Consider the following 19,298-nt stretch of genomic DNA (forward strand, 5'->3'; position numbering starts at 1 on the left):
CGCGCCCCGCGGTCTGCCCCGGGACATAGGGCAGACCGGCCGCTTGTCAAAGCATCTTGGCGCCCTGGCGCTGGTCCTGGCGCTGCTGGGCTGCGCCGCCAGCGACCGCGGCATCAACCCTCCGCTGGCCCCGGGCACCCGGAACGCGGGCTATGGGCTGGAGGATGTCAACGCCGCCGGCGGGCGGCCTGACCTGCTCATCTTCGTGGCCTTCTCGGGCGGCGGGAAGCGGTCGGCCGCCTTCGGCCACGGCGCGCTGCGCGGCATGCGGGACGTGCCGGTCCGCCGCGGCGCCGACACCTCGACCCTGCTGGAGGAGGTCGACCAGGTCGCCGGCGTCTCCGGCGGCAGCTTCACCGCGACGCACTACGCCCTGTATGGCGCCCGGTCCTTCGAAACCTTCCCGGCCGAGTTCCTGCACCAGGACATCGCCGCCTATGTCTGGGGCACCTACCTGCTGCCCTGGCAATGGGGCTGGCTGGTCGACCCCGATGTCGGCACCAATGACCGCATGGCGGGCGTCTATGACGCGCTGATGTTCCGCGGCGCCACCTTCCGCGACCTGCAGGCGCGCAGCCGGCCTCGGCTGTCGATCAACGCCACCGACCTCGCCACCGGATCGCCCTTCCCCTTCCTGCCGCATGCCTTCGACGTGATCTGCTCGGACCTGGCGGCCTTCCCGCTGGCGCGCGCGGTGGCGGCGTCGAACGGCTTCCCGCTGCTGTTCACGCCCATCACCCTGGCCAACCACCGCGGGCCGGATTGCGCGGCGCCGCTGCCCAGCAACCTCGCGACCATGCCGATGCTGGCCGAATTCAACCGCCGCCGCGTGATCGAGGTGGTCGCCCGCATGGCCGACCGCGAGCGCACGCCCTGGCTGCACCTGCTCGATGGCGGCATCTCCGACAACCTGGCCTTGCGCGTGACGGTGAACTTCGCACTGCTGGGCGGTGTCGATGAACCGCGCTTCGCCGCCGCCATGCTGCCGGTGCGCCGCATGCTCATGATCAGCGTGGACGGGCAATCCGCCACCGACCCCGCGCTGTCGCGCCAGCGCATGGTGAACGGGGTGATCCAGATCCTCGATGCCGTCTCGGGCGGGCAGATCGACAACTACAACCTCGAGACCCTGGCCGTCACAGCGGTCGAGGTCGAGCGCATGGTGGACCGCCAGCGCGCCAATCGCTGCGCCCATGCGCCGGTCATCGACGGCCACCGCTGCGACGATGTGGCAGGCCGCCTGGTGCATGTCTCGCTGGCCGATGTGCGCGACCCCGCGCTGCGCGACCGCCTGCGCCGCGTGCCGACGGGCCTGACCCTGCCGGCCGAGGATGTCGATGCGCTGGTCGCCGCCGGCGAAAGCGTGATCCGCGACAGCCGCGCGCTGGCGGAGTTCCTGGCCGAGCCGCCGCCGGCCGCCCGCCGCGCCGCGCGCCGCTGACTCCGCCGACCTACCGTGCGCGATCCAGCATCGGCGCCAGCCGCCACATGGCGATGGCGCCGATCAACGGTCCGATGCCCAGCAGCGCAAACGCCACGCCCACCCCCAGCGCCCCCATGACCCACGGCAGCACGCCGATCATCACCGCCGTCAGCAGGAACCCCATCGAGGTCTGCACCGTCAGCATCGTGCCGACGTAATCGGGTGGCGAAAGCCCCACCACGCAGGCCGAGAACTGCGCGCTATCCGCCACCACCGCGAAACCCCAGACGAACGCCAGGCCCAGCGCCAGCACCGGCCAGGCGGACACCGGGCCGATGAGCAGCGCGCAGCCGCCCGACACCACCATGCACAGCGCCGCCACGCGCGCGCGGTTCCACCGATCCGCCAGCAGCCCCGCCAGCACGCAGCCCGCCGCCCCCGCCGCCACCACGCCGAACACCCAGCCGCCCACATCCGGGCTGCCGAGCACGCCGGCCAGGAACACCCCGATCCAGGCCCACATGGCATAGAGCTCCCACATGTGCCCGAGGTAGCCGATATTCGCGAGCCGCAGCCCGCGGTGGCGCCACGCCTCCAGCATCTGCGCCGGTCGGAACGGCGGCCGCGCACCCAGCAGCGGCCCGGCCCGGAACGGCAGCACCAGCACCCCGCCCAGCAACGCCAGCACCCCCGCCCCCGCATAGGCCACGCGCCAATCGACCGACCCAGCCAGCCCCGGCAACAGGTGCGGCAGCGCCGAGCCCAGCGTCACCGCCCCCACCACGATGCCGATCAGCAGCCCCAGGTCCCCCTTCGCCCAGGACGCCGCCAGCTTCATCCCGACCGGATAGACGCCCGCCATCGCCGCACCCGCCACGAAGCGCAGCGCCAGCGCCGCGCCCCCCGCCGGCGCCACCAGCACCTGCGCCAGCGTCGCCGCACCGGCCAGCACCGCGCAGCCGAGGAACAGCCGGCGCGCATCCGCGCGATCCGCCAGCGACAGCACCGCGCTGACCAGCGTGCCGACCACGAAGCCCAGTTGCACGCAGGCCGTCAGCCAAGCCGCGCGCCCCGGCGTGACCAGGCCTTGCGCGATCAATGACGGCACCGCCACCGTGCCGGCGAACCACACCGACAGCACCAGCACGATCGCCGCGGCCAGCAGCGCCATGTTGCGGCGCTTGCTGCCCGCGGGCGCGCTCATGCCCGCAGCGTGGCGCCCGTCGCCTTGGCCACGGCGGCCACGATCCGGTCGGCCACGGCTTCGATCTGCACGTCGGTCAGCGTCGCCTCGCGCGGCTGGATCGTCACCTGGATGGCCAGCGACGTCGACCCCTCCGGCACGCCCTTGCCGCGATAGACGTCGAACAGCGCGACATCCGTCACCAGCGCCTTGTCGGCCCCACGCGCGGCGCGCAGCAGCGCATCGGCGGCCACGCCATCCGGCACGATGAAGGCGAAGTCGCGCCGCAGCGGCTGGAAGGATGGCAGGTCGGGCGCGCCCTTCTTGCGCCGCTTGGGCTCCGGCACGGCATCGAGGAACACCTCGAAGGCCACCGCCGGGCCGGGCAGGTCGAGCGCGGCCAGCACGCTCGGATGCACCTCCCCGAAGGTCGCCAGCACGATCTTCGGTCCCTGCCGCACCACGCCCGAACGCCCCGGGTGGTAGAAGACCGGCGCGTCGGTCGTGACCTGCAAGGCCGCCATGGGCACGCCCAGCGCGACCAGCACCGCCAGCGCATCGCCCTTCGCGTCCATCGCATCGACGCCGCGCGCGGCTTCCGCCCAATGCCGCGCCGTGGCGCCATGCCGCACGCCGGCGGCGACCGCGGCCTGGCCGTCGGGCGTGACATCGCGATACGCCGCGCCGAGTTCGTGCAGCGCCACATCCGCAAACCCGCGCGCCGCATTGCGCTGCGCCGCCAGCAGCAGCGAGGCGACCGGTGTGGGCCGCATCTGATCCAGGTCCGCCGCGATCGGGTTGACCAACCGCAGCGCCTCGGGCGTGGCGCCGAACAGCGCGGCCGTCTTCGCCTCCATGAAGGCGAAGGTCACGGCTTCCTGCATCCCGCGCGCCGCCAGCACGCGCCGCGCCAGCGCCGCGCGCGCCTGCCTGGCCGTGAAGGCCGGCGGCGGGATCACCGCCAGCGCCGGCAGCGACACCGCCGGCACGGCATCAAGCCCACCCAGCCGCAGCACTTCCTCCACCAGGTCGCATTCCGGTTCGATCACCGCCTGGCCCTCGGCGGCCTTGGCGGCGCGCGCCGGGTCCAGCCCCTCGAACTGCGCCAGCATGCCGCCGCCGGCCCGATAGGCCGACAGGTCGCCCGCCACGTCATTGCGCCAGGACGGCACGGCGACGGTCACGCGCGCCGCATCGCGCGAACGCACCGCGAAGCCGAGGCGCTCCAGCCGCGCCACCGACTCATCCGCCGGCAAGTCCAGCCCGCCATAATCGCGCACGCGGTCGAAGCGCAGCGTGGCGTTCCGCTGCCAAGCCGGTTCGGCGCCGGCCATCGAGACCTCGCTCGCCTCGCCGCCGCACAGCTCGAGGATCATGCGCGTCGCCGCTTCCAGCGCATCGGGCAGCAGCGCGGGATCAAGCCCGCGTTCGAAGCGCGCCCGCGCATCTGTCCGCACATCATGCCGGCGGCCCGACAGCGCGATCCGCACCGGGTCGAACAGCGCGCATTCGATGAAACACTCCGTCGTCGTCTCGTCGCAGCCCGACGGCGCGCCGCCGATCACGCCACCCAGGGCCTCGGCGCCGCCGGCATCGGCGATCACGCCATCCTCGGACGTCAGCGCATAGGTCTTGCCGTTCAGCGCGGCCAGCGTCTCGCCGTCCCGCGCCATGCGCATGACCAGGTTCGTGCCCTTCACCTTCGCCACGTCGAAGACATGCAGCGGGCGGCCGATGTCGAAGGTGAAGTAGTTGGTGATGTCGACCAGCGTGCTGATCGGGCGCAGGCCGATCGCGACCAGGCGGTCCTGCAGCCACTTCGGGCTCGGCCCGTTCTTCACGCCGCGCACCGCACGGCCGAGCGCGAACAGGCAGGCGCGCGGGTCCTCGATCTTCCAGTTCAGCGGCGACTTGTAGGCCGCGGGCACGGATGGCGCCGACCACGGCTTCAGCGCCCCCAGCCCCGCCGCCGCCAAATCCCGCGCGATGCCGCGCACCGACAGCGCATCGCCGCGGTTGGGCGTCACGCCGATCTCGATGACCGGATCATCCATGCCCGCCCAGGTCACGTAGGATGCGCCGATCGGCGCATCCGCCGGCAGATCCACGATCCCGGAATGGTCGTCGCCGAGCCCCATCTCGCGCGACGACAGCATCATCGCTTCGGACTTTACGCCGCGGATCTCGCCCGCCTTCAGCGTGATGCCGGTGCCGGGGATGAAGGCGCCGGGAAGCGCCGCAACACCGATCATGCCGGTGCGCGCATTGGGCGCGCCGCACACGACCGAACGCTCGACGCCATCGCCCACATCCACGCGCAGCTGGCGCAGCCGGTCGGCATTGGGGTGCTGCACCGCCTCGATCACGCGCGCGATGCGGAAGGAGGCGAGTGCGGCGCCGCGATCCTCGATGCCTTCGACCTCGAGGCCGATGGCGTTCAGCGTGCGCGCGATCTCATCGACGCCGGCCGTGGTGTCGAGGTGGTCGCGCAGCCAGGACAGAGAAAACTTCACAGGATCAGCTCCGCGCTGCGAGGATGCGGCCGCACAGCGGCCGCCGCCGCCCACTCGCCTTCACCCGCAGGCGCGACCGCGCCGCGGCGAAGCCAAGCCGCCGGAGGCGGCGCCCGGCGTTTGAGGGCATAGCAAAAACCATCTCACACCCCCTCGTGCAGCGTGGCCGGCGCCAGCGGATCGGCCGCGTAGTGGCGCAGCCAGCGGATATCGGCCTCGTAGAAGGGCCGCAAATCGGGAATGCCGTGCTTGAGCATGGTGATGCGCTCGATCCCCATGCCGAAGGCGAAGCCCTGCCATTCGCGCGGGTCGATGCCGCAATTGGCCAGCACCTTCGGGTGCACCATGCCGCTGCCCAGGATCTCCAGCCAGTCGCCGCCCTTGCCCAGTTCGCCGGTCTTCCTCGACCAGCCGATATCGACCTCCATGGAGGGCTCGGTGAACGGGAAATAGGACGACCGGAAGCGCACCGGCAGGTCGGAGATGTCGAAGAAGGCGCGCAGGAAATCGATCAGGCAGCCCTTGAGGTGACCCAGCGTGATGCCGCGGTCGATCACCAGCCCCTCGACCTGGTGGAACATCGGCGAATGGGTCGCGTCATGGTCGGCGCGATAGGTGCGGCCGGGCACGATCACGCGGATCGGGGGTTCCTGCGACATCATCGTGCGGATCTGCACGGGGCTGGTATGCGTGCGCAGCACCGGCCGCCGCCCGTTCACTTCCGGCAGGTAGAAGGTGTCGTGGTCCTGCCGCGCCGGATGATGGTCGGGGATGTTGAGCGCGCCGAAATTGAACCAGTCGCCCTCGATGTCCGGCCCTTCGGCCACGGCGAAGCCCATGGCGCCGAACAGGGCGGTCAGTTCCTCCATGGTGCGCGCGATCGGGTGGATGCCGCCCTCGGCGGCGGTGCCGGCGGCGAAGGGGCGCGGCGGCAGGGTGACATCCATCCGTTCGGCCGCCAGGCGCGCATCCAGCGCCGCGGCATCGAGCACCACGCGGCGAGCATCCAGCGCGGCCTCGATCGCGCCCTTCAGCCGGTTCAGCGCGGCGCCGCGCTCCTTGCGGCTCTCGGCGGGCACCGCGCCCAGGCCCTTGAGCAGCGCGGACAGGCTGCCGGACTTGCCGAGCACGCCCACGCGCACGGCATCGAGCGCGCGCAGGTCGGTGGCGGCAGCAAGGGCGGCCTCGGTCTCGGCCTGCAGGGAAGCGAGGTCGTCGGTCATTGGCACCATGTCCGGAACACGCAAAAGGGCCGCGCCCCGTCGCCGGGAAGCGGCCCTCTGCTAAACGCTGAACCGGCGCAGGGGAACCCCCGCGCCGAACGGCCTCAGGCGATCTTCGCCTTCGCCTGCTCGACCAGCGCCGCGAAGGCCGCCGGTTCGTCGAAGGCGAGTGCGGCCATCACCTTGCGGTCCATCTCGATCCCCGCCGCCTTGATGCCGGCCATGAAGCGGGAATAGGTCAGGCCGTGCTCGCGCACCGCCGCGTTGATGCGCTGGATCCACAGGCCGCGGAACTCGCGCTTCTTGTTGCGGCGGTCGCGGTAGGCGTATTGCAGCGCCTTCTCGACCCGCTCGAGCGCGGGGCGATAGGCGGTGCCGGACCGGCCGACATAGCCCTCGGCGAGCTTGAGGACCTTCTTGTGACGGGCGTGCTTGGTGACGCCGCGCTTGACACGAGCCATGGTGCGTCCCCTCCCTTACCGGTCCAGCCCATAGGGCAGCCACTGCTTCACGGTATCGCCGTCCTGCTTGTCCAGGACGTACATGCCGCGGTTCTGGCGCTTCATCTTGGTGGTCTTGGCGGTCAGCATGTGGCGCTTGTTGCCAGCGCCGGCCTTGACCTTGCCGGTCGCGGTCAGTCGGAAGCGCTTCTTCACGCTCGACTTCGTCTTCATCTTGGACATTTGGCCCTCCTGTGGGGTCGGGGCGTCCCTGGCCATCGCACCATGCGACGGGGACGCGTTCTCCCGGCCGGGCATGTCCATGGGGCCACGACGCGGGAGGCGGGCGTATAGCGGCGCCCTGCCCCCACCGCAAGGCCCGCCGATCGCAACGGAGCCTTCATCCCTGCTGGTGTTACCTGCGCCGATCGCCGACCGGACAGAAGGCCGCCCTCCCTTGCAGACCGTCACCGACCGGCCCGACGAGGCCCTCGACCAGGCGCTCGCGCCCCATTTCGCATCGCTGCGGGCCTTCATGGACCGCCGCATCGCCGAACTCAGCGCCGAGGTCGCCGCCTCCGTCCAGCTCATGGGCATGAGCGAGGACGCCATCACCGCCCGCATCACCGAGGTGCACACCCAGATCGCGCGCCTGATCGCCATCCCGGTCTCCGGCGCCCGCAATTCCGGCCTGGAACTGGAAGCCGTGGTGCAGGCCACCGAGGCCGCCGCCGACACCATCATGGAAGCCGCCGAGGCCATCCAGACCTGGCTCGACAAGGGCGGCCGGGATGCGGACTCCATCGCCGCGCTGAACGACCGCGTCGCCACCATCTTCCAGGCCTGCTCCTTCCAGGACCTGACCGGCCAGCGCATCCGCCGCGCCATCAAGCAGCTCCAGCAGGTGGAAACCATGCTGGAAGGCCTGATGCCCGGCGGCACGCCGACCGACACGCCGAAGCTCGAAGTGGTCGGCCACGCGCCCACCGTCGCGGAACCGGCGCTGGCCGGCCCGGACCTGGCGCAGGCCGAGATCGACCGGCTGCTGAACGGCTGAGGGGCGGCGCCCGCGCCCGCTCAGTTCAACCGCCGCCCGCCGGACGCCGTGAAGCCGGTGCCCCCGGCGGCGCTGGGCGTGAAGCGCATCGGCACCGCCACCAGCGCGCCGCAGGCCTCGAAGACCCAGGTCTCGGCCCAGGGCCGGGTGCGCCGGGTCGCGGTCGGCTCGCTGTCGGTGCCCTCGAGATCGGCGGAGCCGGGCCGGACCTGCGGGCAATTCGGCGCCGCGACGCGCGCGGCCGCCACCGCGGCCTGCATGGCATCGCGCTGCAGCACGGGGTCGGTCACGGTGGTGCCGGCCAGCGTCTCGACCAGCCGCCCGCTCCCGTCCGGCAGCACCAACGCCAGGTAGTTCCGCTGCGACCGCCGGCCGCAGCCCTCGACCAGGATGCGGTGATAGGTCGCCTCGCGCACCGTCGCGTCGGTGAATACCGCGGGCGGCGCCGCCGGGCGCGCGGTCGCCGCCGGGCAATCGCCCTGCGCGATGAAGGCGCGGGCGCGCTGGAGCACCGCCGCCTCCGCAGGCGTCGGCGCTTGGGCGAGGGCCGGACTGGCGGCGACCAGCAGGGCAAGCACGCGGCAGGCGATGGCGTTCATCTGGCATGTTCCGGCGAGGCGACACCGCCTCCATCCGCCCAGCATGCCAAACCGGCGCGCCTGGCGCAGCCACGTCCTGCCGTGCCGGGCAGCCCCGCGCGCGCCACGGGTTCCGGCGACGCCCCGCGCGTTCTATATGCGCTGCCAGAATGCTCCCGTTCCGCAAGATGCACGGCCTGGGCAACGACTTCGTCGTGCTGGATGCGCGCGCGCATGCGCTGCCCATCACGCCGGCCCGCGCCGCCGCCATCGCGGACCGCCGCTTCGGGATCGGCTGCGACCAGTTCATCGTGCTGGAACCGCCACCCGCCGGCGCGGACGTGTTCATGCGCATCCGCAACCCGGATGGCTCCGAGGCCGGCGCCTGCGGCAATGCCACGCGCTGCATCGCCTCCCTGGTGGCGGACGAACGCGGCGCCGACCGCGTGGTGGTGCGCACCATCGCTGGCGACCTGCCGGTGGAACGCCTGCCCGGCGGGCTATGGCGCGCCGACATGGGCCCGGCGCGGCTGCGCTGGAACGACGTGCCGCTGGCGCAGGAGGCCGACACGCTGCATGTGCCCCTCGCCCTCGGCCCGGTGAGCGATCCCGCCGCCTGCTCCATGGGCAATCCGCACGCGACCTTCTTCGTGCCGGACCTGGACGCGATCGACGTCGCGACACTTGGCCCCGCGCTGGAAAACGCCCCCATCTTCCCAGACCGCGCGAATATCGGCTTCGCGCAGGTGCTCTCGCCCGACCACATCCGCCTGGTCATGTGGGAACGCGGCGCGGGCATGACATTGGCCTGCGGGTCGGGCGCCTGCGCCACCATCGTCAACGCCGCGCGCCGCGGGCTGACCGGCCGGCGCGCCACCATCACCATGCCCGGCGGCGACCTGCTGCTGGAATGGCGCGAGGCCGACGGCCATGTCCTGATGACCGGCCCGGTCGCCACCGCCTTCACCGGCACGCTGGACCTGGACGCCTACGCGCCATGAGTGTCGAGGTGCTGACCTTCGGCTGCCGGCTGAACACCTATGAATCCGAGGCGATGCGCGACCTGGTGGCGAAGGCCGGCCACGCCGGCGCCATCGTGGTCAACACCTGCGCCGTCACCGCCGAGGCCGAGCGCCAGGCCCGCCAGGCCATCCGGAAGGCGCATCGCGACAACCCCGGCGCGCGCATCATCGTCACCGGCTGCGCCGCGCAGATCGCACCCGAGACGTGGTCCGCCATCCCCGGCGTCGATCGCGTCATCGGCAATGCCGACAAGCTCAAGCCGGAGACCTGGGCGGGCCTCGACGCGCCCCCCGCCCCGGTCAGCGACATCATGGCCGCGACCGAAACGGCGGCGCATCTCGTCACCGAATTCGCCGGCCGCGCCCGCGCCTTCGTGCAGGTCCAGCAGGGCTGCGACCACCGCTGCACCTTCTGCGTCATCCCCTTCGGCCGCGGCCCGTCGCGATCCGTGCCGATCGGCGTCATCGTCGAACAGGTGCGCGCGCTGGTGGCCGCCGGATACCGCGAAGTGGTGCTGACCGGCGTGGACATCACCTCCTACGGCCCCGACCTGCCGGGGAAGCCGGCTCTCGGCCAGATGGTGCGCCGCCTGCTGGCGCTGGTGCCGGAATTGCCGCGGCTGCGGCTGTCCTCGCTGGACCCGGTCGAAGTCGATGACGACCTCTGGCGCCTGATCGCCGAGGAACCGCGGCTGATGCCGCACCTGCATCTCTCGCTCCAGCACGGCTCCGACCTGATCCTCAAGCGCATGAAGCGCCGGCACCTGCGCGCCGACGCCATCGCGCTCGCCGAGCGCGCCCGCCGCCTGCGCCCGGGCATCGTCTTCGGCGCCGACCTCATCGCCGGCTTCCCGACCGAGACGGACTCCCACTTCGCCGACACCCTCTCCCTGGTCGAGGCGTGCAACCTCTCCTTCCTGCATGTGTTCCCCTATTCCGAACGTCCCGATACGCCCGCGGCCCGCATGCCGCAGCTGCCGGTGCCGGTCCGCCGCGAAAGGGCCGCGCGCCTGCGCATGGCCGGGGCGCAGGCAGCCGCGCGGCTGTTCACCGCGCGCATCGGCCAGGAGGAAGACGTGCTCTTCGAACACCCCGACCGTGGCCACACGCAGCATTTCGCGCCGCTGCGCCTGGCCAGCGGCACCGCCGCGCCCGGCGAGATCCGCCGCCTGCGCGTGACCGCCGCCGCCGCCGACACGCTGCTGGCTGAGGCCGCCTGATGGCGTTGCGCGCACTCTGGTCCCGCCTGCGCGGCAGCGACCCCGCCCAGCCCGGCCCGCCGCCCGAACCGCAGCGCGACGACACGCCCCCGCCGCCGGAGGCGCCCGCGCGCCCGCCGGAACCCCCCGCCGCACCGCCGCCGCCGATCGAGGACCCGACCCCCGATCGCCCGGCGGAATCCCCGCCGCCCGACCGGGACCCGCCCGCCGACGCCCCGCCGGTGGAACTGCCGCCCCCCGCGCAGCTTCCGCCCCTCGAAGCCCCGCCGGCCATCGCCGAGGAACCAGCCCGCCAGGGCTGGTTCTCGCGCCTCAAGGCCGGGTTGTCGCGCTCGACGGCGAAGCTCACCGAGAGCGTCACGGCGGTCTTCACCAAGCGCAAGCTGGACGATGCCGCGCTGGAGGAGCTCGAGGAAACGCTGATCGCCGCCGACCTCGGCGTTGCGGCGTCAGGCCGGATCGTCGAGGCCTTCCGCCGCACCCGCTTCGGCCGCGAAGTCACCGACGAGGAGGTGAAGGCGACGCTGGCCGAGGAAATCGCCGCGATCCTCACGCCCGTCGCCACGCCGCTGCTGATCGAACGCGCGCGCGCCCCGCATGTCGTGCTGGTGGTCGGCGTGAACGGCACCGGCAAGACCACCACCATCGCCAAGCTCGCCCGCCAGTATCGCGACCAGGGGCTGCGCGCCGGCATGGTTGCCGGCGACACCTTCCGCGCCGCCGCGGTCGAGCAGCTCCAGGTCTGGGCCGATCGCACCGGCGCGCGCTTCTTCCCCCCCGCCAAGCCCGGCGCCGACGCCGCGGGCCTGGCCTTCGACGCACTCACCACCGCGCGCACCGAGGGCCTCGACGTCCTGCTGGTCGACACCGCCGGCCGCCTGCACAACAAATCCGCGCTGATGGAGGAACTCCGAAAGGTCGTCCGCATCATCCGCCGCGTGGACGACACCGCGCCGCATTCGGTGCTGCTGGTGCTGGATGCCACCACCGGCCAGAACGCCGTGCAGCAGGTGAAGGTGTTCAAGGAAATGGTCGACGTCACCGGCCTGGCGGTGACCAAGCTGGATGGCTCCGCCAAGGGCGGCGTGGTGGTGGCGCTGGCGCAGGAATTCGCGCTGCCGGTGCATGTGGTCGGCGTCGGCGAGAAGGCCGAGGATTTGCGCCCCTTCGAGGCGCGCGACTATGCGCGCGGGCTGCTGGGGCTGGACTGATCCGCCCGACCGGCCGCATGGTCCGCGCACTCCGCGAGGACACGCCATGACAAAGCCGATCGCCCGCACCCCCATCCCCGACATCGCCAGCCTGCCGGACGACATCCGGGATCGCATCCTGACGGTGCAGCAGAAATCCGGCTTCATCCCGAACGTCTTCCTGATGCTGGCCCATCGCCCGGCCGAATTCCGCGCCTTCATGGCCTATCACGACACGCTGATGGACAAGTCCGAAGGCATCACCAAGGCCGAGCGCGAGATGATCGTCGTCGCCGTCTCCGCGCTGAACCAGTGCCAGTATTGCGTGGTGGCGCATGGCGCGATCCTGCGCATCCGCGCCAGGAACCCGCTGATCGCCGATCAGGTCGCGGCCAATTGGCGCAAGGCCGACATCACCGACAAGCAGAAGGCGATGCTGGATTTCGCCATCAAGGTGACGCTGCGCGCCAACGAGGTGAACGACGCCGACCACGACGCCCTGCGCGCCGCCGGCTTCGACGACGAAGCCATCTGGGACATCGCCGCCATCGCCGCCTTCTTCGGCATGTCGAACCGCCTGGCCAATGTCACCAGCCTGCGCCCGAACGACGAATTCTATGCCATGGGCCGCGCATGAGCGCGGAGGCGATGGGCCGCGCGTGAGCGCAGCTGCGATGGTCCGCGCCGGCGCGCCGACGCCACGGTTCGCGCCTGAACGCGGACGCCGCAGGCCGCGCCGGAGCGCGGACCCCACGGGCCGCGCGTGAGCGCGTAAGCAATCGGCCCCGCACGAGCGCGGGCACAACGGCCCGCGGCTGAGCGCGGATGCCATCGGAAGGATACGCGATGACCGAAACCCGCTGGGAACGCCTGACCGCGCCGCAGCTGCGCGCGCTGGCGGACCGCAACGCCGTGGTGGTGGTGCCGGTCGCGAGCCTCGAACAGCACGGCCCGCACCTGCCGGTCTGGACCGACAGCTTCATCGGCCATGCGGTGTCCGTCCGCGCGGCGGAGCTGTGCGAAGACCTGCCGGCGGTGGTCACGCCGCCGATGTGGCTCGGCCTGTCCGAGCACCACTTCCCCTTCGGCGGCACGATCAGCCTGGACTACGCGACCTTCGCCGCGGTGCTGCGCTGCATCGTGAAGTCCCTGCTGGCGGATGGCTTCTCGCGCGTCATGCTGTTCAACAGCCATGGCGGCAACATCGACCCGCTGGCGGTGAGCGCGCGCGAACTGGCGCATGAATTCGGCATCCCGGTGCTGACCACGACGGTCACCAAGGTGGCACCCGCGGCCATCGCCGCCGCGCTCACCGCGCAGAAGGCCATGCACCACGCCTGCGAGGCCGAGACGAGCCTGTGGCTGCACCTCGACCCGTCGCAGGTGCGCCAGGAGGAGATCGCGAATTCCGTCTCGCCCGGGAATTTCGATGCCGGGCAGCAGGTGTCCTCGCGCTTCTGGTCGTTCAGCGAACGCGCGCCGGTCACCGGCGTGCGCGGCGATGCGCGCGCCGCGACCGCCGAGAAGGGCCGCGCGATCTTCGAGGCGATGGCCGAGGGCCTGGCGCGCGAATTGCGCGATACCACCAACTGGTCGCCGCCGGACGACGTGTGGGCGCGCGGGCGGGCGCAAGGCAAGCGGTGATCCCGCCATTCTACGGCCAGTGGGAGTCCGCGCATCGCATCGGCGACATCCTCTCGGGCGCGCTGGCGGCGCAGGATGATCCGCTCTGGCCGCGCTCCGGCGCCGCCGGCGCCGCCGACTACGCGCGCTGGGCGGACCATCTGTGCGGCGTGGCCTGCCTGCGCATGGCGCTGGCCGCGCGCGGCATCGCCCCGCCGCGCGCCTTCGACCTGGCGCGGGAGCTCACGTATCGCGGCGGCTACGTGCTGCAGCCGGATGGCGGCATCCGCGGGCTGATCTACGCGCCCACCGTGGCCTGGCTGCGCGAGGCGCACGGCATCGCCGCCGAGGTGCGGGTGGATGTGCCGGCACAGGACATCCCGGCGCTGGTGGCGGATGGGGGGCTGTTCATCGCCTCGGTCCATCCGGCGATCCGCTGGCCGGACCGCGACCCGCCGGCGCGCGGCGGGCACCTGGTGCTGGTCTTCGGCGTGCAGGATGGCGCGCTGCGGCTGCACAACCCGTCGGGCGACAGCGCCGCGTCGCAGCGCGATGCGCGCGTGCGGCTGGACCGTTTCGCCCGCGGCTATGCCGGGCGGGGCATCCTGCTGGCCGCGGGCTGAGCCCCCCGCCGCACGCGGCGCGGCCCGACGCCATGCTGGACAGCGGCAAAAGTTCCTGTTATGTTCCTAACACCAAGGGGGAAGTGTGTCCGCCCGGCGGCCCAGGCCAGGGCGATGACGTCGCGTCACCCTGGCGCCGGCATCCGCCGCCGATCCGTTCCGGGCTGCCCGCGGCGGCGTCCGCTCGCCGCTGCCCGCCGCAGCGCCCGCGCGGGCAGGCGCATCGGCTCGCCGATCGGGCGAGCCCGTCCGGTCGCGATCCGCGCCAAAATCCTAAAATCCTAAAATCCTAAAGTGCCGAGGCGGCGTGCTGGCAGGCTCGGTTGCCGGCGCGCCCGTCCCCGCCCATCTTCCGCCCATGCCCGACACGCTCCGCGTCCAGCCCGACCCGACCGACCCGCGGCTGACGCGCCGCGTCGCCGGGATCGACCACACCGGCCAGCCGATCGAGACCTCCGTCACCGTCGAACGCCCGCTCACCCTGTTCCTGAACGGGCAGGAGATCGTGACGATGATGACCATCCTCGACCGGCCCGAGGACCTCGCGCTCGGCTACCTGCTGAACCAGGGCATGCTGAAGCCGGATGCGGTGGTGACCGGCGTGGACTACGACGACGACCTCGGCGTGGTCATCGTCCGCACGCCCGAGCGCACCGACTTCGAGGAGAAGCTGCGCAAGAAGACGCTGACCTCCGGCTGCGCGCAGGGCACGGCCTTCGGCGACCTGATGGAAGGCTTCGCGCAGGTGCGCCTGGCGCGCGCGGAACTGCGCACATCCTGGCTGTACCGCCTGCTGCACCGGATCAACACGCTGCCCACGCTGTACCTGGAAGCCGGCGCCATCCATGGCTGCGCGCTGTGCCTGCGCGACGAACCGATCGTCTACATGGAGGATGTCGGCCGCCACAACGCGGTCGACAAGATCGCCGGCTGGATGTTCCGGGAACGCGAAACCCCCGACGACAAGATCTTCTACACCACCGGCCGCCTGACCTCCGAGATGGTCATCAAGACCGTCCGCATGGGCATCCCCATCCTGGTCTCGCGATCCGGCTTCACCGCCTGGGGCGTGGAACTCGCGCGCGAGGCCGGCCTCACGCTGATCGGCCGCTGCAAGGGCAAGCGCTTCGTCGCGCTGGCCGGCCAGGACCGCATCGTCTTCGACGCCGACCTGGATTACGTGCCCGAGGAATCCGCGAAGCACTGGCGCAAGAACAGCGCCGAGGCCATGACGGCGTCCGATGCGGGCTGACACCCTCGGCGTGGTGCTGGCCGGCGGCCTGGCGCGGCGCATGGGCGGCGGCGACAAGCCGCTGCGCCGGCTGGGCGGCGTGCCGATGCTCGACCACGTGCTGGCGCGCATCGCACCGCAGGTCGGCGCCGTGGTCCTGAACGCGAATGGCGACCCGGCGCGCTTCGCCGCGCAGGCGCTGCCGGTGGTGGCGGACGGGCTGCCCGACCATCCGGGGCCGCTGGCGGGCATCCTGGCCGCGCTCGACTGGGCGGCAGCGCATCGGCCGGAGCTGGCCTGGGTGGCCTCGGTGCCCGGCGATTCCCCCTTCATCCCGGCCGACCTGGTCGACCGCCTGCACGCCGCGCGCGCCGCGCAGGGGGTGCCGCTCGCCTGCGCGCGCTCCGGCGGCCAGGCGCATCCGCCGATCGGGCTGTGGCCGGTCGCGCTGCGCGACGCGCTGCGCGGCGCGATGCTGTCGGGCGAACGCAAGATCGACCGCTGGACCGCCCTGCATGGCTGCGCCCATGCCGACTGGCCCAACCAGCCCGTCGACCCCTTCTTCAACGCCAATGCGCCCGAGGACCTGCTGGCCGCCGAGGCGCTGCTGCCGATGTTGCAAACCACCCCGGCCGCCGCCATAGACACGCCACGGGCAGGATCGAGGGAGACGCCGCCATGAAGGCCATCATCGCAGGGATCTGCTTCGCGATCGCCATCGCCGCGGGCGCCGCCTTCGTGCTCGACACCAGGGTGCAGCGCACCGCGGAGACCGCCTTCACCACCTCGGGCGTGCGGCTGTAGCAGCGCCATGGCGCTGCGGCGCATCCCGGTCGTGGATGCGCGCGGGGCCGGCCATCCGTCCGCTGTCGCCGCGGCGGAACGGGCGGCGGAGACGGCCGCCATCCTGCGCCACGCGCGCCACCACTACGGCGCGCCGGGCGTGGCCATCGGCGATGCGCTGTCGCGCCGCTGGCTGGCGCGCAACGCCTCGCCCCTGGCGCAGGAAGTCGCCGCCGTCGCGGCGGTGGTGCCGGGGCGCGGCGCGCATCTGCTGAACCTGTCCTTCGAATGGGGCTGCACCAGCGGCGTGCTGGACGCGCCCAACCCCACGCTGCTGCGCGTGCTGGACTGGGGCAGCCTGGCCGGGCTGGGCGATGCGCTCTGCGTCATCCGCCAGGCCGGCCCGGCGGGCGACTGGCTGAACATCGGCTGGCCGGGGCTGGCCGGCGCCATCACCGCGCTGGCACCGGGGCGCTTCGCCATCGCCATCAACCAGCCGCCGCTGCCGCTGACGCGGTTGGGCGCGTCGGCCCGCCGTCGCGGCTGGCGCACCACCGGGCTGCTGGCGGATTGGGTCGCCTCGCGCCCCGCCACCTGGCGCAGCCGCGCGCTGCCGCCGGCGCATCTCCTGCGGATCGCCTGCGACACCGCGCCGGACTATGCCGCGGCGCTGGCGCTGCTGCGCGATACCCCGGTGGCCGCGGCCGTGACCTTCACCATCGCCGGCACGCGACCGGGCGAGGCCGCCGTGGTCGAACGCGCGCGCGACCGCGCGGCGCTGCGCCATGGCCCCGGCCTGGCCGCGGCGAATCACTGGGCCTCGGTGGGGTTGCCCGGTGCGGCGCGCTGGCGCGAGAGCGAATCGCGGATGGCCCGCATGGCCGAACTGGTGTCGCACGGCGTGGTGCCCGATGGCTTCGCCTGGCTGGCGCCGCCGCTGCTGAACCACGGCACGCGGCTGGCGGCGGTGATGTGCCCGGCGCAGGGGCGGCTCGAACTCGTGGCACATGAAGGCGAGGAACGGGTGAGCGAAGTCCTGCGCCTCCCCCCGCCGGGCCCGATGGCAAGGTAGCGGCGCGCCGCCTGGCGAAATTTGCGAATGATTCGCATTATCGTTATCATGGCACTCCCGGGTTGGAGAACGAGCGCCATGACCATCGCAGCCACCGCCTTCGGACAGGACAACCTGATCAGCAGCCGCGGCGAGGACGGCGCCCTGCTGCTCGACCCGGCCTTCATCAATCCCTGGGGAACGGCGATCCGCCCGGCCGGCGCCGGCGGGCATTGGTGGATCGCCAATACCGACACGGCGCGCGTCACGCTCTATGTCGGCGACTCGCCCACTGTCGGCTTCACGCAGGACGGCCTCTCGGTGCTCGGCGTCCCCGGCGCCCCGGGCCCCGACGTCGCGATCGACATCACCCCGCCGACGCGCGACGGCCTGCCCCTGCCGGCCGCCAACCCGACGCCCGACACCTCGATGCCGCCCTCCAACCCGACCGGCCAGGTGTTCAGCGGCAGCGCCACCGACTTCATGGTGGCCGGCACCAGCCTCACGGGCCTCGCCATCACCGCGCCGTCGCGATTCATCACGGTCAGCGAGGACGGCACCATCGCCGCCTGGGGCGAGACCGGATCGACCCCCGCCCAGCGCATGGATGCCTTCACCGTCGTCGTCGACAATTCGGCGACCGGGGCGATCTACAAGGGCGTCACGGTCAGCGCGGAGACCGGCAGCGGCAACCTGCTCTATGCCGCGAATTTCTCGCAGAACATGATCGAGGTCTACGACGCCGACTGGGATCGCGTCTCCACCACCAGCTTCGTCCACACCGCGCCCGGCGCGCGCGACGCGGACGACTACGCCCCCTTCAACATCGAGCGCGTGACCGACGCGACGCGCGGCGAGGAAGTGCTGATCGTCGCCTATGCCAAGGTCGCCAATGCGGCCGAGGGCGAGGAGGATTCGACCGACGGCTACATCGTGAAGTACGCCCTGGACGGCACCTTCATCGCGGCCAGCGATGGCGACGGGCATTTCAACGCGCCCTGGGGCGTGGCCCTGGCACCGGACGAGTGGGGCGACCTTGATGGCGCGCTGCTGGTCGGCAATTTCGGCGACGGGCGCATCCTCGGCCTCGACATCGACACGCTCGAATTCCGCGCCTTCCTGCGCGACGACCAGGGCGCGCCGGTCGAGATCGAGGGCCTGTGGGACATCATCTTCGGCAATGGCGCGAGCCTCGGCGCCACCGACAAGCTGTATTTCACCGCGGCGCCCGAGGAGGAATCGCAGGGCATCTTCGGCAGCCTGTCGATCCTCGACAGCGCGGCCCGGGCGCTGACCGGAACCGCCGCCGGCGAACTGCTCCAGGGTGGCCTCGGGGATGATCGCCTCGATGCCAGGGCGGGCCACGACCGGCTGAGCGGCTTTGCCGGGGCGGACTGGATGTCGGGCGGCGACGGGAACGATTCGGTGTCGGGCGGCGCGGGCGCCGACACGCTGGCGGGCGCCGCCGGCCGCGACACGGTCGATGGCGGCGAGGGCGATGACGCGCTGTCGGGGGATTTCGGCGCGGACAGGCTGGCAGGCCGGGAGGGCGACGACCTGCTCTCGGGCGGGTCGGGGACCGACAGCCTGGACGGCGGTGACGGGCACGACACGCTGCTGGGCGGCGTGCAGGCGGATACGCTGGCTGGCGCCGAGGGCGATGATTCGCTGGAGGGCGGCTTCGGCGGCGACGACCTGGCCGGCGGGACCGGCGCCGACACCCTGCTGGGCGGCGCCGGCACCGACACGCTGGACGGCGGCATGCAGGACGACATGCTGGACGGCGGCTTCGCCGACGACCTGCTCGCCGGCGGCGAGGGCGCGGACACGCTGCGCGGCGGATTCGGGGCGGACACCCTCACGGGCGGCTCTGGCGACGACCTGCTGGACGGCGGGCTCGGGGCCGACATCTTCGTCTTCGGCGCCCAGGGCGGCAGCGATGCGATCGAGGGCTTCCGTCGTACCGATGCGATCCGGATCGAGGACGGCATCACGGTCGCGAGCCACGAATGGGTCGATGCCGGCGGCGGCACGGCGCGCGACCTGGAGCTGGCATTCAGCGACGGCGGCACGCTGGTGCTGCTGGATGCGCGCCTGGCCTACGCGGAGCTGGTCTTCATCTGATACCGCCGACGACA

General features: G+C 72.3%; 19 protein-coding genes. 13 read left to right on the top strand and 6 right to left on the bottom strand.

Annotation, left to right across the window (positions count from 1 at the left end; genetic code table 11):
* The first annotated feature begins 43 nt into the window (after nt 1-43).
* The gene (locus tag LQ222_RS05310) at nt 44-1,441 is read left to right on the top strand and encodes a patatin-like phospholipase family protein (RefSeq protein WP_230164969.1); all 1,398 of its coding nucleotides are present in this window, start codon (nt 44-46) and stop codon (nt 1,439-1,441) included.
* A gap of 10 nt (nt 1,442-1,451) precedes the next feature.
* On the opposite strand, the gene LQ222_RS05315 is transcribed toward LQ222_RS05310, so the two are convergent.
* From LQ222_RS05315 to rpmI, 5 genes are all read right to left on the bottom strand, one after another.
* On the bottom strand, nt 1,452-2,627 hold the full coding sequence (locus tag LQ222_RS05315) for a nitrate/nitrite transporter (RefSeq protein WP_230164971.1): 1,176 nt from the start codon (nt 2,625-2,627) through the stop codon (nt 1,452-1,454).
* Entirely contained in the window at nt 2,624-5,119 is a 2,496-nt protein-coding gene (gene pheT / locus LQ222_RS05320; RefSeq protein ID WP_230164973.1) for a phenylalanine--tRNA ligase subunit beta, read from the bottom strand. The genes LQ222_RS05315 and pheT overlap by 4 nt, the downstream gene beginning before the upstream one ends.
* 143 nt (nt 5,120-5,262) lie before the next feature.
* Nucleotides 5,263-6,342, bottom strand: coding sequence for a phenylalanine--tRNA ligase subunit alpha (gene pheS, locus LQ222_RS05325; protein WP_230164974.1), 1,080 nt, complete (start codon nt 6,340-6,342; stop codon nt 5,263-5,265).
* A gap of 104 nt (nt 6,343-6,446) precedes the next feature.
* Nucleotides 6,447-6,803 (bottom strand): 50S ribosomal protein L20, encoded by a 357-nt coding sequence (gene rplT, locus LQ222_RS05330; RefSeq protein ID WP_230164975.1) that lies wholly within the window; start codon nt 6,801-6,803, stop codon nt 6,447-6,449.
* Between the two features lie 15 nt (nt 6,804-6,818).
* Nucleotides 6,819-7,025, bottom strand: coding sequence for a 50S ribosomal protein L35 (gene rpmI / locus LQ222_RS05335; RefSeq protein WP_198370989.1), 207 nt, complete (start codon nt 7,023-7,025; stop codon nt 6,819-6,821).
* 214 nt (nt 7,026-7,239) lie between these two features.
* On the opposite strand from rpmI, the gene LQ222_RS05340 reads away from it, so the two are divergent.
* The gene (locus LQ222_RS05340) at nt 7,240-7,839 is read left to right on the top strand and encodes a protein phosphatase CheZ (protein ID WP_230164976.1); all 600 of its coding nucleotides are present in this window, start codon (nt 7,240-7,242) and stop codon (nt 7,837-7,839) included.
* Between the two features lie 20 nt (nt 7,840-7,859).
* On the opposite strand, the gene LQ222_RS05345 is transcribed toward LQ222_RS05340, so the two are convergent.
* Complete coding sequence (locus LQ222_RS05345; protein ID WP_230164977.1) at nt 7,860-8,438, bottom strand: hypothetical protein; 579 nt, start codon at nt 8,436-8,438, stop codon at nt 7,860-7,862.
* Between the two features lie 149 nt (nt 8,439-8,587).
* On the opposite strand from LQ222_RS05345, the gene dapF reads away from it, so the two are divergent.
* The 11 genes from dapF to LQ222_RS05395 all read left to right on the top strand — a co-directional run bounded on the left by dapF (nt 8,588) and on the right by LQ222_RS05395 (nt 19,284).
* Nucleotides 8,588-9,418, top strand: a complete 831-nt coding sequence (dapF, locus tag LQ222_RS05350; RefSeq protein WP_230164978.1) for a diaminopimelate epimerase — start codon at nt 8,588-8,590, stop codon at nt 9,416-9,418.
* Complete coding sequence (gene mtaB / locus LQ222_RS05355; protein ID WP_230164979.1) at nt 9,415-10,659, top strand: tRNA (N(6)-L-threonylcarbamoyladenosine(37)-C(2))-methylthiotransferase MtaB; 1,245 nt, start codon at nt 9,415-9,417, stop codon at nt 10,657-10,659. The genes dapF and mtaB overlap by 4 nt, the downstream gene beginning before the upstream one ends.
* Entirely contained in the window at nt 10,659-11,870 is a 1,212-nt protein-coding gene (gene ftsY, locus LQ222_RS05360) for a signal recognition particle-docking protein FtsY (RefSeq protein WP_308071562.1), read from the top strand. The genes mtaB and ftsY overlap by 1 nt, the downstream gene beginning before the upstream one ends.
* Nucleotides 11,871-11,916: 46 nt before the next feature.
* On the top strand, nt 11,917-12,486 hold the full coding sequence (locus LQ222_RS05365) for a peroxidase-related enzyme (RefSeq protein ID WP_230164981.1): 570 nt from the start codon (nt 11,917-11,919) through the stop codon (nt 12,484-12,486).
* A 209-nt stretch (nt 12,487-12,695) separates the two neighbouring features.
* Entirely contained in the window at nt 12,696-13,493 is a 798-nt protein-coding gene (locus LQ222_RS05370) for a creatininase family protein (protein ID WP_230164982.1), read from the top strand.
* Nucleotides 13,490-14,095 (top strand): C39 family peptidase, encoded by a 606-nt coding sequence (locus tag LQ222_RS05375; protein WP_230164984.1) that lies wholly within the window; start codon nt 13,490-13,492, stop codon nt 14,093-14,095. Before LQ222_RS05370 ends, LQ222_RS05375 begins: the two co-directional genes overlap by 4 nt.
* 358 nt (nt 14,096-14,453) lie before the next feature.
* On the top strand, nt 14,454-15,347 hold the full coding sequence (gene fdhD / locus LQ222_RS05380; RefSeq protein WP_230164986.1) for a formate dehydrogenase accessory sulfurtransferase FdhD: 894 nt from the start codon (nt 14,454-14,456) through the stop codon (nt 15,345-15,347).
* A complete protein-coding gene (gene mobA / locus LQ222_RS05385; protein WP_230164987.1) occupies nt 15,337-16,008 on the top strand; it encodes a molybdenum cofactor guanylyltransferase MobA in 672 nt (223 codons plus the stop codon). The genes fdhD and mobA overlap by 11 nt, the downstream gene beginning before the upstream one ends.
* Nucleotides 16,005-16,130: a hypothetical protein gene (locus tag LQ222_RS26190; protein WP_256443998.1), complete on the top strand. Its 126-nt coding sequence runs from the start codon at nt 16,005-16,007 to the stop codon at nt 16,128-16,130. Before mobA ends, LQ222_RS26190 begins: the two co-directional genes overlap by 4 nt.
* A gap of 7 nt (nt 16,131-16,137) precedes the next feature.
* Nucleotides 16,138-17,181 carry a carcinine hydrolase/isopenicillin-N N-acyltransferase family protein gene (locus LQ222_RS05390; RefSeq protein ID WP_230164988.1) on the top strand — a complete coding sequence of 348 codons (1,044 nt, stop codon included), beginning with the start codon at nt 16,138-16,140 and terminating at the stop codon, nt 17,179-17,181.
* A 78-nt stretch (nt 17,182-17,259) separates the two neighbouring features.
* Nucleotides 17,260-19,284: a TIGR03118 family protein gene (locus LQ222_RS05395; protein ID WP_230164989.1), complete on the top strand. Its 2,025-nt coding sequence runs from the start codon at nt 17,260-17,262 to the stop codon at nt 19,282-19,284.
* The last annotated feature ends 14 nt before the right edge of the window (nt 19,285-19,298 follow it).

Origin of the sequence: Roseomonas sp. CECT 9278 (assembly GCF_918698155.1) — a bacterium.
Lineage (GTDB): Bacteria > Pseudomonadota > Alphaproteobacteria > Acetobacterales > Acetobacteraceae > Neoroseomonas.

Coding starts and splice junctions, on each gene's coding strand:
- LQ222_RS05315 (WP_230164971.1), bottom strand. CDS start 2,627: ATGAGCGCGCCCGCGGGCAGCAAGCGCCGCAACATGGCGCTGCTGGCC.
- pheS (WP_230164974.1), bottom strand. CDS start 6,342: ATGACCGACGACCTCGCTTCCCTGCAGGCCGAGACCGAGGCCGCCCTT.
- rplT (WP_230164975.1), bottom strand. CDS start 6,803: ATGGCTCGTGTCAAGCGCGGCGTCACCAAGCACGCCCGTCACAAGAAG.
- rpmI (WP_198370989.1), bottom strand. CDS start 7,025: ATGTCCAAGATGAAGACGAAGTCGAGCGTGAAGAAGCGCTTCCGACTG.
- LQ222_RS05345 (WP_230164977.1), bottom strand. CDS start 8,438: ATGAACGCCATCGCCTGCCGCGTGCTTGCCCTGCTGGTCGCCGCCAGT.
- dapF (WP_230164978.1), top strand. CDS start 8,588: ATGCTCCCGTTCCGCAAGATGCACGGCCTGGGCAACGACTTCGTCGTG.
- mtaB (WP_230164979.1), top strand. CDS start 9,415: ATGAGTGTCGAGGTGCTGACCTTCGGCTGCCGGCTGAACACCTATGAA.
- ftsY (WP_308071562.1), top strand. CDS start 10,659: ATGGCGTTGCGCGCACTCTGGTCCCGCCTGCGCGGCAGCGACCCCGCC.
- LQ222_RS05365 (WP_230164981.1), top strand. CDS start 11,917: ATGACAAAGCCGATCGCCCGCACCCCCATCCCCGACATCGCCAGCCTG.
- LQ222_RS05370 (WP_230164982.1), top strand. CDS start 12,696: ATGACCGAAACCCGCTGGGAACGCCTGACCGCGCCGCAGCTGCGCGCG.
- fdhD (WP_230164986.1), top strand. CDS start 14,454: ATGCCCGACACGCTCCGCGTCCAGCCCGACCCGACCGACCCGCGGCTG.
- mobA (WP_230164987.1), top strand. CDS start 15,337: ATGCGGGCTGACACCCTCGGCGTGGTGCTGGCCGGCGGCCTGGCGCGG.
- LQ222_RS26190 (WP_256443998.1), top strand. CDS start 16,005: ATGAAGGCCATCATCGCAGGGATCTGCTTCGCGATCGCCATCGCCGCG.
- LQ222_RS05390 (WP_230164988.1), top strand. CDS start 16,138: ATGGCGCTGCGGCGCATCCCGGTCGTGGATGCGCGCGGGGCCGGCCAT.
- LQ222_RS05395 (WP_230164989.1), top strand. CDS start 17,260: ATGACCATCGCAGCCACCGCCTTCGGACAGGACAACCTGATCAGCAGC.